13 protein-coding genes are annotated in these 13,493 nt (G+C 55.9%); 7 read left to right on the forward strand and 6 right to left on the reverse strand.

The annotated features are described in order from the left end of the window. Window positions 1-173: 173 nt before the first annotated feature. Entirely contained in the window at window positions 174-3,281 is a 3,108-nt protein-coding gene (locus DSD31_RS12150; protein ID WP_113991069.1) for a beta-galactosidase, read from the reverse strand. A gap of 220 nt (window positions 3,282-3,501) precedes the next feature. On the opposite strand from DSD31_RS12150, the gene DSD31_RS12155 reads away from it, so the two are divergent. Further along, on the forward strand, window positions 3,502-4,566 hold the full coding sequence (locus DSD31_RS12155) for a LacI family DNA-binding transcriptional regulator (RefSeq protein ID WP_004862380.1): 1,065 nt from the start codon (window positions 3,502-3,504) through the stop codon (window positions 4,564-4,566). 185 nt (window positions 4,567-4,751) lie between these two features. Here DSD31_RS12155 and DSD31_RS26185 read toward each other — a convergent pair whose 3' ends face one another. After that, window positions 4,752-4,991 carry a hypothetical protein gene (locus DSD31_RS26185; RefSeq protein ID WP_032717507.1) on the reverse strand — a complete coding sequence of 80 codons (240 nt, stop codon included), beginning with the start codon at window positions 4,989-4,991 and terminating at the stop codon, window positions 4,752-4,754. A 72-nt stretch (window positions 4,992-5,063) separates the two neighbouring features. Here DSD31_RS26185 and DSD31_RS12160 point away from each other — a divergent pair, with 72 nt between their 5' ends. The 4 genes from DSD31_RS12160 to DSD31_RS12175 all read left to right on the forward strand — a co-directional run bounded on the left by DSD31_RS12160 (window position 5,064) and on the right by DSD31_RS12175 (window position 7,393). After that, complete coding sequence (locus DSD31_RS12160; RefSeq protein WP_048023702.1) at window positions 5,064-5,435, forward strand: Spy/CpxP family protein refolding chaperone; 372 nt, start codon at window positions 5,064-5,066, stop codon at window positions 5,433-5,435. A 78-nt stretch (window positions 5,436-5,513) separates the two neighbouring features. Continuing rightward, window positions 5,514-5,942 carry a glycine zipper 2TM domain-containing protein gene (locus tag DSD31_RS12165; RefSeq protein ID WP_015584258.1) on the forward strand — a complete coding sequence of 143 codons (429 nt, stop codon included), beginning with the start codon at window positions 5,514-5,516 and terminating at the stop codon, window positions 5,940-5,942. A gap of 147 nt (window positions 5,943-6,089) precedes the next feature. Beyond that, window positions 6,090-6,425: a TonB family protein gene (locus DSD31_RS12170; RefSeq protein WP_004862374.1), complete on the forward strand. Its 336-nt coding sequence runs from the start codon at window positions 6,090-6,092 to the stop codon at window positions 6,423-6,425. Window positions 6,426-6,829: 404 nt separating this feature from the next. Continuing rightward, window positions 6,830-7,393 carry a YagU family protein gene (locus DSD31_RS12175; protein ID WP_004862371.1) on the forward strand — a complete coding sequence of 188 codons (564 nt, stop codon included), beginning with the start codon at window positions 6,830-6,832 and terminating at the stop codon, window positions 7,391-7,393. A gap of 56 nt (window positions 7,394-7,449) precedes the next feature. On the opposite strand, the gene DSD31_RS12180 is transcribed toward DSD31_RS12175, so the two are convergent. Next, window positions 7,450-8,409 (reverse strand): YbgA family protein, encoded by a 960-nt coding sequence (locus DSD31_RS12180; RefSeq protein WP_004862370.1) that lies wholly within the window; start codon window positions 8,407-8,409, stop codon window positions 7,450-7,452. A gap of 217 nt (window positions 8,410-8,626) precedes the next feature. Next, window positions 8,627-9,406, reverse strand: coding sequence for a MerR family transcriptional regulator (locus DSD31_RS12185; RefSeq protein WP_004862368.1), 780 nt, complete (start codon window positions 9,404-9,406; stop codon window positions 8,627-8,629). 366 nt (window positions 9,407-9,772) lie between these two features. Between DSD31_RS12185 and DSD31_RS12190 the strand changes: the two genes are divergently transcribed. Further along, on the forward strand, window positions 9,773-10,354 hold the full coding sequence (locus tag DSD31_RS12190) for a cytochrome b/b6 domain-containing protein (protein WP_004862365.1): 582 nt from the start codon (window positions 9,773-9,775) through the stop codon (window positions 10,352-10,354). Window positions 10,355-10,457: 103 nt separating this feature from the next. On the opposite strand, the gene DSD31_RS12195 is transcribed toward DSD31_RS12190, so the two are convergent. After that, a complete protein-coding gene (locus DSD31_RS12195; protein ID WP_004862362.1) occupies window positions 10,458-11,006 on the reverse strand; it encodes a GNAT family N-acetyltransferase in 549 nt (182 codons plus the stop codon). 241 nt (window positions 11,007-11,247) lie between these two features. Here DSD31_RS12195 and DSD31_RS12200 point away from each other — a divergent pair, with 241 nt between their 5' ends. Continuing rightward, entirely contained in the window at window positions 11,248-11,754 is a 507-nt protein-coding gene (locus DSD31_RS12200; protein WP_054828899.1) for an anti-virulence regulator CigR family protein, read from the forward strand. Window positions 11,755-11,987: 233 nt separating this feature from the next. Here the strand turns inward: DSD31_RS12200 and DSD31_RS12205 are convergent, their stop codons facing one another. Further along, on the reverse strand, window positions 11,988-13,484 hold the full coding sequence (locus tag DSD31_RS12205; RefSeq protein WP_113991070.1) for an aminotransferase-like domain-containing protein: 1,497 nt from the start codon (window positions 13,482-13,484) through the stop codon (window positions 11,988-11,990). Window positions 13,485-13,493: the final 9 nt, after the last annotated feature.

Genomic DNA, 13,493 nt, shown 5'->3' on the forward strand with positions numbered 1-13,493 from the left:
GGGTTATTATACTCGTCATCATTCCAGCTGCCTGTTATTGGCGGCACGCCGTTCCCTTCGTGATACTCGCCATTCCTGGCCTTCGGCGCGGATTCTGTCCATTTCCGCCACGCTGCATCCCGAATATGCGGGTATAGCCGTTTTAAAGGGGGGCGAGAGCCCCCGTTGAGGGTTTAGCGTAAAGACAGCGAGAGCTGGTACTGCCAGCGGGTCCCGAGCAGCAGCCACTGCGGCAGCACGCTTGGTGTCCACGAATCGTCGCCGCCGACGCCCATATGCGCGCCGTCGAGAGTGATCCAGACGCCTTTTTCCGGGGTCATCCGGTGCCAGTGATCGGTTTCCATGAGCTGCGCGGTGCTGTAGGGCTGAACCGAGAAGTGGAAGTCACCGGTCACGTGCCAGCGCCCCCAATCCAGCGCTTTGTTGTCGCAGCGCAGACCGTTTTCCGTCGGGAAAATATAGGGCGTGCTCATCGCTTCCAACGGAAGCTGCCAGCGGGCGAAACAGGCGCTGCTCTTCCGGTCAGGGTAATTTTCATGCGGCCCGTAGCCGAGCCAGGAGACCGGCGACCGCTGGTCCGGGACCTGGAAGTGAAGGCCCACGCGCGGCAGCGGCGGCAGCGTGCCGGCCCGCTCTCCGCTCACCGCCAGATGCAGATGGCCATCGCTATCAAAGGTCATCCGCCACTGACTGACGATGACCACTTCATCGCCGCGCAGATAGTGCCAGCGGCTGTCGATGATGATCTCATGTGCCAGGCGCTGCGCGGTACAGTCAACGCAGCGCGCGTCGAGCGCATAGAGTCCGGCGCTTTTCCAGCGTTCAACCCAGGCGTTGGGGTCGATACGATCCGTTTCACTGACGCCGATATCGTTGTCCAGCGGAGCGCGAACGAACTGGTCGCGCAGCGGAGACAGCAGCTGCTCTATGCCTTCCGCCAGCCAATGAGTTAACAGACCGCTCTGACGATCGATAATCCATTGCTGAGATCCCTGGCGGACGCTGAATGTCTCATCATCGACGGTCAGCTCTGGAGCCGGGCCGACGGTGGCGGGCGCGGGTAAGGCCAGCGGGGCGGCGAGGGCGAACTGCGCCCAGGCCACGCGGTGCCCGGCGTCAGACCACGCCGTCGCCTGCGGCTGGACAACTTCCAGCGTCAGCCAGACCTCCCTGGCGCCTGCCGGCAGGGTCAGCTGGTCGCACAAGGTAAAATCTTCCTCGCCCTGCGGCGCGAGGTTCAGCGTCAGGCTGCCGCTGGCGACGGTTTCACCGGCGGACTGCACCTGCCAGTTCAGCACTTCATTATCGCTGGCACGGAACAGGTATTCGCTGACAACGCTGACCCGCAGCGGGGAGTGCGCCAGCAGGGAAAACTGGAAATATTGCTGGGCATGTTTCGCTTCAATCAGCGAAGGATGAGGGCGACGATCCGGGAACACCAGCCCGTTCATGCAGAACTGCCGATCGTTTGGCGTGTCGCCAAAATCCCCGCCGTAGGCCCAGCCCACGCTGCCGTCCTCGAAGGTCTTTTCAATTGCCTGATCCGCCCAGTCCCAGATAAAGCCGCCCTGCAGGCGCGGATATTCCCGGAAGGCCTGCCAGTAATCGGCAAAATTACCGAGGCTGTTGCCCATCGCGTGCGCGTATTCGCAGAGAATCAGCGGTCGCTGTTCACCGGGCAGGCCGATCCACTTTTTAATGCCCCATTTGGGCACGGCTGGAATCAGCTGATCGCGTTCCACGCGAGCGTACATCGGGCAGATAATATCGGTCGCCGTGCTGTCGGCGCCGCCGCCTTCGTACTGGACCGGCCGCGTAGGATCTTCACGTTTCAGCCAGTGATACATGGCTTCATGGTTCGCACCGCAGCCGGACTCGTTCCCCAGTGACCAGATAATAATCGACGGATGGTTACGGTGGCTTTGCAGCATCCGGGTGACGCGAGCGCTGTAGGCCGGCAGCCAGGCAGGATCGTCGGACAGGCGGTTCATTGGCACCATGCCATGGGTTTCGATGTTCGCCTCATCGACCACGTACAGGCCGTAGCGGTTACACAGTTCATACCAGCGTGCGGCGTTGGGATAGTGCGAACAGCGCACGGCGTTAAAGTTATTCTGCTTCATCAGCAGAATGTCCTGCAGCATATCCTCTTCGGTCACCACCTGGCCGCGCTGGTGGTGGTGCTCATGGCGGTTCACTCCGCGGATAAGCAGCGGTTTGCCGTTGAGCAGCAGCAGGCCGTTGCCGATCTCCACCCGGCGAAAGCCGATGTCCCAGGCTTCAGCTTCAACCAGATCTTCGCCGCGCCACAGGGCAACCACGGTGCGATAGCAGTGGGGCGTTTCCGCGCTCCATTGCCGCGGTTTTTCCACCGCCAGGGCCAGCGTTGCCCGTTCGGCATAATGGCCCCGTTCATCAACTGGCGCAGAACCTGGCCGCTGGCGCCGGCGGGCAATCAGCTGCTCGCCGTCCCACAGACTGACTTCAGCCTCCAGCCCGGCCAGCTGCTCATCAGCGGCGGAGATGGCCAGATTGACCTGTAGTTCGCCGTCGCGATACAGCGCATCCAGCTGCGGGGAAATCTGCACGTCGCTGAGGTGCTGCTTTGGTTTGTTCAGCAGCCACACCGAGCGGAAAATCCCGCTCATGCGCCACATATCCTGATCTTCCAGCCAGCTGCCCGCGCTCCAGCGCATGACCATCACACACAGGCGGTTTTCTCCCGCCCGCAGGTAGGGGGTCAGGTCGAAAGCAGCCGGCAGCCGGCTATCCTGGGAGTAACCGACCCACACGCCGTTACACCACAGGTGAAACGCCGAGTTAACGCCGTCGAAAACAATCTGCGTCAGGCCATCGGCCAGCCAGTGTTGCTCCAGGGTGACGTTGAGCGAGTACAGGCCGGTCGGGTTCTCTTCCGGGACCCGCGGCGGCGGCGTATCAATGGGATAACGGACGTTGGTATAGATCGGCGCATCGTAGCCTTCCATCTGCCAGTTAGAGGGCACCGGCGTGCTGCGGCTGGTGTCGAGATCGCGCTCGATCCAGCGGCCATCGACGGCAAACGGGCTGGGTGCCCAGCAAAATTGCCACTGCCCGTCGAGCAGGCGGAGGCGGTCGGAAGGGCGGTTGTCCCGGGCGTCGTCGAGCGATCGCCAACTGGCAAACGTGGGGTGAGCCGCTAAGCGATTAAGGTGAGTAATGGTCTGATTTTGCCAGTCTTCACGGGCCAGCACGTCCTGAAACGTCAACGAGCGAACCGCGTTTGAGTCATGTTGTTGCATAGGCATACCTGACGGATAAGTGGAAAAAATGTCATTCGCTAGACAAGGATGATGTTGTTATCAGATATTTTCTATCAGGCCGCAATAATGGCGAAAATGAAACCGACTCACGATCACGAAACTGCAGAATCAGAGCTGATTTTTGTCGTCAGTTAGACATAAAATGTTAGCGGACGACATTTAACGTAATCAGACGAGTTTTGCGCAGACAGGGGGGATTATGCAGCGGCGTTCAGCAACCTTAGACGATGTGGCACACGAGGCCGGCGTTTCACAGCAAACGGTCTCCCGGGTGCTGAATCGTCCCGATGTCGTCTCCGCGCGGACTCGCGAGAAGGTGATCCGCGCGATGCAGGCGCTGCATTATGTGCCCAACCGATCGGCGCAGCTGCTGGCGGGGAAAGCCGCACCTTCAATCGGGCTGATTACGGCGTCACTGACGCTACACGCGCCGTCGCAAATCGCCTCGGCGGTAAAAAGCCATGCCGGGGCTCATCAGCTGGAAGTGTCCATCGCCATGCCCGAACGCAGCGATTACGCTTCTCTGCAGACCCGGTTGGATGAGTTTCGTGCTCAGCATATTCGCGGCGCGATTATCAGCCTGCCGCTGGAGAGCAGCATCGCGGAACGGCTGGTGAAGGAAAATCCCGATATCGCCTGTCTGTTTCTTGATGTGTCGCCGGAGACCGAAGTCTCCTGCGTGCGCTTTGATCATCGTGACGGTTGCGGCGCCTGCGTTCGGCATCTCTGGGAACTCGGCCATCGCGAATTTGGCCTGCTGGCCGGTCCGGAAAGCTCGGTCTCTGCCCGGATGCGCCTCGGTAGCTGGCGGGAGACATTGCATCGCCTGGGCGTAAGCCAGGCCGTGACGGTTTTCGGCGACTGGAGCGCCGCCAGCGGCTGGCAGAAAACCTTTGAACTGCTCCACCTGCAGCCGCGGCTCAGCGCCATCGTCGTGGCCAATGACCAGATGGCATTAGGGGTACTTAGCGCGCTGGCGCAGCTTAATCGTACCGGTAACAGCGCCGTTTCGGTCACCGGCTACGACGATACGGCGGACAGTCTTTACTTTCAGCCGCCGCTGACGACCGTGGCGCAAAACTTCGATTTGCTGGGGAAACGGGCGGTGGAGCTGCTGATCCAGCAGATGGCGGCGCCGCAGGTGCCGATCCGCGAACTGCTTCCCACCCGGTTGATTGTCCGTCAGTCAACCTGGCCTCGTGAGGGGGAGTATCCGCGCGATCCGCTGATTGCGCAGCTCAAAGCGCTGGTGGATAAACTGTAAGCAGATGTCGGTTTAACTTTCATTGAAGATAACTATGCTAGCGTATGGCCAGGCGTAGAAGGAGAGGGAAAATGCCTCTACGTAAAATGCAAAACACAATCTATCCATGCAAGCATTTATTCACCGCCAGCTATCTGGCGGTTTTTTTTTGCCGCTATTCCCGCATCAGCTAGCGGAATTTTGCTTTATTCCGCCAGTTGCGCATTAAGCGCGCATCCAACAGAATAAATACGCTGTTTTTCAGGGTAGTGGTGCGGCGGCTCTCGCGGGTTGTAGTTTCTTACCCAGCATAAAATGCTGCTGAAGAGGGGCGGCCATCCAGCTCTCTGTGCCGATAGAAATGGCGCAATCACCAGCGGATTATTGTCCAAATTTAAATTTAACTCTTTGTTACAGAAGGCTTTCATTTTGAGAGCAATAATCAAATCTCTTCTTTTGCACATTAAGGATAATTGATTGTGAATAAACTTTTCCGTAACACCCTGCTTGCCGTGGCGATGACCGCGGGTTTCTCCATGGCCGCACAGGCAGCCACCGCTGACGAAGTCCCGCCGGTTTCTCAGGACCCGGTGGTGCAGCACCTTAAGCTGAGTAACGATCAGGTGACAAAAATTAAGGGCCTGCATCAGGAGTTTGAAACTAACGTCAACAATATCAAAATCGAAGGTTTCAAAGATGGCGCGCTGATCGATGTGATCCAGTCCGGCAAGTGGGATGAAGCGAAAGTGAAGCAACAGCTGGCCGCTTTTGGACAGTTAGATCAGCAGGTACGTTACTACCGCGTGAAATACTATTTTGGCGTCAACCAGGTGCTGACGCCGGAACAGCGTACCCAGGTTAAAAAAGATCTCCAGCAAGCGCTGAATTAATTGCAAACCCGCCAGCAATGGCGGGATTCTCTTTTTGCAGGATCGCATCACCCGCGACAGAACGAAAAATGAGCCATTATGAAGAGATTCCTGTTCATCGCTCTCAGCTTTCTCGCCTTTACCTGCCAGCCCGGCTTTGCGGGGAGTAAAACCGTGGTGGATTACGGCGTTGTGCAACAAAGTCAAATCATCACCAGCCAGGCCCGTAACCAACCGCTGCGAACGCTTGCCGCCGGCGCGGTTGGCGGGGCCATCGGCCACCAGTTTGGTAACGGGAGCGGGCAAACGGCGATGACGGCGGTGGGGGCGGTTGCCGGAGCCAGCGCGTCGCATCACCGGCAAACGCAGCGCCAGGCCGCCCGGCAGATCGAACTGACGATCAAAACGCAATCTGGCCAGCTAATCCAGGTGCTGCAGCCGTATGATGGTCAACTGACCTTCAATAAAGGCGACAAAGTTCGTATCCTGACCTCCGGTACAAATACCAACGTCGATAAATCCGTTTAACGCACAGGCCGCCGGCGGATAGACGCAGGCGGCATCTCTCTTTGCCGCCTGTCGGTTGCGCCTTCACTGCTCACAAACAGAGGAAAAAAAACGCGCAACATCAGCCGCCTGTGATAGTATTGAGAATTATTATCAATATGGAAGCTGATGATGAAACTATCCCGGGCATTTCTGTTTGCCGGCTGCTGCCTGATATCAGCCTGTACCAGCCAGATGAAAGGCGTTGCGCCTCAACAGCTTGTCTCCACGCTACCCGATTATCCCTATTACGCTCTGGCCAACCATCTCGACGGGGAAGTGACGATCCGTTTTGATGTCGGGGCGAACGGTAAAGTGGAGAAAATGTGGATACTCACCTCTGAACCACAGCATCTATTCGATGATGCCGTCATTTCCGCCGCGGCAAAATGGCGCTTTGAGAGCAATAAGCCCTATAAGGGAATGACCAAAACCATCCGCTTTAAATTAAACAATGCCGGATAACGCTAATTCGGCAGCCGATCTCTCTGCTCCGGATTCACCCGGCAATCGTTCAGTATCTCTTTGCTGTTGGCCGTCCTTCGTCATTCAGTAAAACATCTGCGTGCCGGGACAGCGATGGCAAAGCAGGGGGCATGACCGTGCCTGAACGGCTGGACTCCCCGACGCCTCTTCAAGGTAACGTGCGTTAGTTTGCCGCTATTTTGCGCTAAGAACAGGGTTAATGACGATTTTTGCCGGCGAGAAACGTATGCCGAGAGAAGGTAACGTATTGACCTGACGAGCAAAGAGATACGAATAAAAATTGTTCTCATAGACAAAAGTGTGATCGCGATCAATATGGCCGGTCGTGAGTAACATTAAACATAGCTAATGTATTCATTCTAAAAATAATCAGGTGGTAATCGATGGCTATCAAGGACTTCTTTGCACAAACGGAACCCGGGCGCCGGCGTTATGGCGTGGCAACAGGCGTTGGGATCATTGCGGGTATTATGTCGGCATTTGTGAAGTGGGGGGCTGAAGTTCCGTTACCGCCCCGTACTTTCTCCGGCGGCAGGGATGAATTTAATCCACCCTATCTTTTTTTACGTGATTACCTGGGGATTGATCCTACTCACACCGTTTATACCTTCTCAGAGCACATCATCAATCCGGTGATGGTGACGCATATTATTTTCTCGCTGGTATTTGCCATTGGCTATTGCGTGGTGGCAGAAGTTTTCCCCAAAGTAAAATTATGGCAGGGGGTATGGGCGGGTATTGTTGCTACTATCGCCGTTCACTGGATCTCTTTCCCTTTATTAGGTCTGACGCCTTCTCTGCTTAATATCCCCGCCGATGAATATATTTCGGAACTGGTCGGGCATATTTTCTGGTTCTGGGCGATAGAGATGATCCGCCGCGATCTGCGAAACCGTATCACTCATGAACCTGATGCTGAAGTTCCGCTGAATTCACCGTTCAGATAATTGCCGGAAAAGCGATGGCAATGACGGGCTCGCGACGGCGGGCCCGTTTTACGTCATCAGAGGAGTCTCAGGCGCAGACCTAAATCCTGGGGATAGGGATTAAAGTAGTTTTGCGTCAGCAAATAGCGGTCTGGAAATTCGCCCAGATAATGTTTGAGCAATGTCATCGGCGCGAGTATTGGCAGCAAACCGGCGCGATAGTTGAGGATCACCTCGCGAAGTTCGCCGCGCTGACGACTATTGAGCCGATCGCGAAAGTAGCCCTGGATATGCATCAGCACGTTGGTATGGTTTTTCCGCGAAGCGGGTTGTTTAAGAATCGCCATCAGCTTCGCGCGATAAGCGACAAAGAAGGCATCCAGATCTTCCCACTGGTGAAGGGAGGCAACGAAAGGCCCAATTTCGCGATAGCCCGCCTGGTCGTGCGCAAGCAGCTGCAGTTTGTACTGGCTATGGAAATCCAGGAGCGCACGGCGGCTAAGTCCCTGCGCTCGCAGGGTAGTTAACTGGTGCAGAGCGAAAACGCGCTCAACAAAGTTCTCCCGCAGCACCGGATCGTGCAGGCGGCCATCCTCTTCTACGGGCAGCCACGGGTAGTGCATCAGCAATTGTTGCGTGAAAAGACCCACTCCCTCTTTACGCCCACGGTGACCATTTTCGTCATACAGCCGCACGCGCTCCATACCGCAGCTGGGCGATTTAGCACAGACAACAAAGCCAGAGAGGGCATCCACGCGGGGGAGAAATGAGGCGCTAAATTCGGCCATTTTCTCCGTCACATCATCGTGGGGCGTTTGGCTAAAACGCATCTCAATGGCTCCTTCGTTGGTTTGCACCAGACGAAGAGCCGGGCGAGGAGCGGGCAGGCCGATGGCCATCTCCGGACAGACGGGTTTGAAGGCGACCCAATCCGCCAGTTCGTCCATGACAAAGCCCATACGTTTATGCCCGCCGTCAAAGCGTACGGCTGAGCCGGTTAAACATGCGCTGATGCCGACTGCGGGTTGCGTGTTCATGGTGCCATCCTCTTAGTGCATTGGTTGTAGGAAGAGCAGGGGGACCACCGGTTGCCGGCCCGCGCGACGTCTTCACATACTTAAAACTTACACAATAACTAATATTTGTCCAAGTATTAGCGAGGATATTTATTATTATCTATTTAATTCAAGTGGTTATATTTAACGGTTTTCATCGGTCCTTTATCGTCAGGCGATGTACTAAAGTCCGGAGGACTCAATCTCTTTGACTGGTATCGGCGGTCGCGTCCGGCGAGATATCGCCGGAGGAAAGGGAGATAACGTCGAGGGCGCTGACCTGCTGCCGCCAGCATGCGATCTGTTTTTTGCGGGCAGCGGTCAGTGTTCCGGAGGTGACCAGCAGCCAGTTTCGCTGCGGGAAAACCTCGGGCGCCAGAGCCGCCGGCGGGACGGGAAGGAGATCGATACGCTGGCCCTGGCCGGTACGGGCGAGGGCCTCCAGCCAGATTTCGCAGGGGTCGGAGAGATGCCAGCCGGCTATCAGCCAGTTATCTCCCGGCGCTTTTTTATCGCCTTCGAGGCAAAACGAGGTATAGGCGATAATGATCCCGTCGAGAATTTCGCGCAGCGTCATCATTGTCGGGATGCGGGCAGACAGTTTACCGCGCAGCGGACGCAGTACTTTCGTAACCAGCTCCGGGCGCGGGGACTCGCGGCCTGCATCGTAGATTAGCTGGCGCAGGGCGTCGATTTTCCCCTCTTTAAGCCGCTGCAGCATGGTTTCCTGCAGGCTTGACCAGTTGTCAGTCCGCCTCGCGACGGGGCTATCCAGCAGAGGTTTCACCTGGCTGACGGGAACCCCTTTTTGAATCCAGTCGAGAATTTTGAGCGCCAGCTGAACATCATCATCACTGTACAGACGGTGTCCACCCTCTGTACGCCGCGGTTTGAGCAGGCCATATCGGCGCTGCCAGGCGCGAAGCGTAGTGGGGTTGATCCCGCAAAGCCGGGCAAATTCACCGATGGAGTAAGACATGAAGGAGACCTGATAAGAGAGAAAAGTCCCAATATACTATGAATTATTACCGGGTAAATGTTAAATGACCGACGCCCGCGTTGCCCTGCGCGGTCGCCGCGATTGCGCAGATGACATCAGGTTCCGCTCATGCCGCCGAACGGCGTTATTTCAACGTTCGCGATGACGTTAAATTCCGCTTCCCGCCACCGCGTTACTGTCGATTCCGGGCGCCCGTCGGTTATCGGTCTCCGCGAACAACCGCAGGCGCTTGCGCGGATCCTGAAATGGAATAAATTGATAATTTCACTGCGGCTTTAAGGTTTCGTTAATTAACCGCAACGATACTGATGAAATTAACTTTCCCGTAAACAAAGTGGTTAAATCATGAAAGACCGGTTATGTCAGGCGCTTCCTCACCGCGATACCCCTTTTTTTCGCGCGCTACATATCAGCGTCGCGATATTGGTTTTATTGCAGATTATTAACTCTGACTTCACTGAAAGTGAGGCCCTCGGCGAGGTTAACCTGGCTGGGTTCGTGACCTGGTTTCACGTTATCTCCGGATTTACATTGATTGCTCTGGGGATTGTGATGCTTATCTGGATGCTGACACAGCGTGGTTTTCATTACTATTTTGCCTGGCTGAAGCTCGATTTTCGCGGCATGGTTGTCGATTTCAAGACGCTGATTTCATTACGTCTTCCTGACGCGCATGCCGGGGGAGTGGCGGCATTTATTCAGGGGCTGGGGGTTCTGGCACTGCTGGGCGTGGCTCTGTGTGGCGGGCTCTGGTTTGTGCTGAATACAGCGCTTGGTCCATCCTCTGCGTTGGCACATGATGTCCTGGGCTTGCATAAATTCCTGACCGTATTTATTGAGACATATTTCTGGGCCCACGGCGCAATGGGATTACTGCATATTTTCCTGAAAGTCCGCAGCCAAAGGAATAATCCCGTGACTGAATAATCATGTTACCGCGAGAAAGGGGCTTCATTATTGTGCCCGACAAAAAACGCCGTCAGGATTTTACCTGGCGGCCATGTGCGAGACGTGAATTGCGCATCAATATTTACGGCTTATATTGTAAATTCCATTCTTTCTTCAGAAGAGCATAAATACAGGTATTGTCATATCGTCGTTCGCCGCTGGCGGTCACAAACGAAACAAACTCTTTAAAACAGCCTTCCTGGCGCATCTGAAGACGTTCACAAAGTTTCTGAGAGGCCTGATTGTAGTCTTCAACATAGGCATACAAACGGCGGGCTTCTTTCGCCGTAAACAGATAGTGAAAAAGCGCGGAAACGGCTTCCGTCGCAAAGCCCTGACCCTCATAACGTTGATTAAAATGCCAGCCCACGGACCAGGTATTGTGGTCCGGCTCTTCGTCGTTGTCGGCAAACAGGTGCCCGATGAGCCGATCGCTTTCCTTGAGGCAAACTGCAAACTGGCTTGCGTCACTGGCCCTTTTGATGACGTCTTCCTTGGCTTGCGCAATGGAATTGAGCTTTTCATCCTGAAAACAGGGCACGCGAGGGGAAGACAGGTATTCCAGCAGCGGCAGGGCATCTTTTTCTTTAAAAGAACGAATAAAAAGTCGTGAAGTCGTCGCTACGATCATGATGGGATAAGTCGCCGGGATAAGTTTGTGCCTAAACTAACATTCATCCAGGGATTGCCTCAATGCCTTTCGAAAACGCTGAACATCTCTCCGGTTAATGATGCCCGGTTTATCTGCTGAAATATCGATGGGAATTGATGATAGCTGCAGAATCATCCAAAAATAAGAAAACATGAAATTGTTAAGGGTATAGCTTTGTCATATGTTTTAAGTGTCAACGTAATCTTAAGGAACAGTTATCATGTTTAAGCGTCGCACTCTCAAAACTGCACTTGCGGCGGTTATATCTCTTGTTGTTCTTGCTGTGCCGGTTTATGCCAACCCAGGAAACGGAAACGGCGGTGGGCATGGCAATGGCGGGGGGAACCACGGGAACAGCGGCAATCATGGCAACAGCGGCGACCATAGCAACCAGGGCCAGGGGAAATCGGCTGAGGATCATGGCAACCGCAAGAACTATGGGAAACCAGACCATGTTGACTCCGATATCAGCTTCTCGCGGGCGCGCTCCCTGGCAGTAAATTATGGTCTGGTGGGTTATAAGGCGCTCCCTCCGGGTATCGCCAGGAATTTAGTCCGGGGCAAGCCATTGCCTCCGGGGATTGCGAAGAAAACGCTCCCGGCATCCATGATTAACGATTTACCCTATTATCCAGGATATGAATGGCGTGCGGTGGGCCATGATTTGGTGCTGGTCGCATTAAGTACGGCCATCGTTACATCAATCATTAATGGTGTTTTTGACTAACGGTAAACCGTTTGCTCTGAGGCCCCGCAAATGCGGGGCTTTTTTATCCGCGAAACAGCAAAGGGCAGCCAGGGCGAAGCGTCTTACGAGCGGCTGATTTTGTCCTCATTGGCTTAACGGGAATATCCCGGTAACGTCTGCCTCTGGCACAAGGCGGGTATCGTGACCCGGGCCATTATTTACCCGCAGACCCGATCATAAGGTGGATGGGCTGACCCCAGAAATATCCGCTGTCAATGTCCCGAGGCCAGGTCGTGGCACAAGCGACCGAGTTGTTCCACAGCCTTCAAAAGATGGCGGGTGGCTTCATTGGCACCGTTCAAGCGCAGGAAGTTTTGCAGTTCTGCCGCCCCCGGGGAAAACAACGGTCCCGGACTGACGCCAATGCCAAGGGCGAGTGCGCGACGATGTACCTCCAGCGCATCTATCTTTGACGGAAGCTTTACCCAAATCAGAAAACCGGCTTCTGGAGCGGCTACCCGCGTGCCCGGTGGGAAGCTTGTTTCAACCTGTGCGATGATAGCCTTCATCCCTTGCGCAATGCGGAGCTTCAGCTGCCGCAGATGCCTGTCATAATCACCACTTGCCAGGAGCTCGCTCGCCGCGGCTTCAATCAGCGGCGCGCCGGCCCACTCTCCGGCCATTCGGGCCTGCAATACCGTTGAGTGATAGCGTCCGGCTGCAATCCAGCCGATTCTCCAGCCCGGCGCCAGGGTCTTAGACAGTGAGCTGCAATAAATAACATTTCCGCACCTGTCGAAGGCTTTACACGCAGGCGGACGCTGCGCATCCCCGGCCAGATCGCCATACACATCGTCCTCAATTAAAGGGATGCCCATGCCGGCAAGCAGGGCCACCAGAACCCGCTTGCGCGCGACGGGCATGCTGGCACCTAACGGATTCTGCACCGTGGGTGAGGCAAGAACGGCCGCAGGACGGTGGCGCTGAAGGGCTTCTTCAAGCGGCGCCAACAGTAAACCTTCAACAGGGTCAGTGGGGATCTGTAATGCCTTCAGGCCCAGATCCTCCAACAGCAGGAGCGTGCCGAAGTAGGCAGGCTGCTCAATTGCCACGGCATCACCCGGTTGGCACACGGCGCGGAGAGCCAGGCGTAGCGCCTGGGTTGCCCCTGCGGTAATGATAAGGTCATCCGCGCCAAAAAGTGCTCCCCACTGTGCCGCGCGCGCGGCAATCTTTCTGCGCAGGTCTGCTCTCCCCGGGGGCAGGCTGTAGCTCTGCCCGCGCGCATCAAGCCGACGACCTGCAGTCTGCAATGCCCTTTGCAGAGTATCTACGGGAAGCCAGGCGGGATCCGGTAGCGCGGCGCCAAGCGGGACCAGGCGCGCCTCGGCGCTCCCGAACAATGAGCGGGCTATTGCGGACATGGTTACCGGCACGGGGACGGGTAAAGAGGCGGTGCCCGGCCTCTCCCCGGCGGAGATGATCTGGTGGACAAAGTAACCTGAGCGTGGTCGCGCGATAATCAGCCCCTCCGCCTCAAGATAACGTAGGGCCTCCAGCGCCGTGGGAAGGCTGACCTGCTCGCGCTCGGCCAGTTTACGCGCGGAAATAATCCGATCTCCTGTGCGCAAAGCGCCTGAAGTCAGCGTCAGCCGCAGCAATTCGGCTATTCGGCGGTAGTGGGGAGTCGGCGGGGACGGGTCGGACATCGTAATCTGTATAGTCTGATTTTTGATAAATCTGACTATACAGGCGATACGAGGCGCCATCTATAGTGT

Source organism: Klebsiella sp. X13 (assembly GCF_003323835.1).
GTDB classification, from domain to species: Bacteria; Pseudomonadota; Gammaproteobacteria; order Enterobacterales; family Enterobacteriaceae; genus Klebsiella; species Klebsiella ornithinolytica.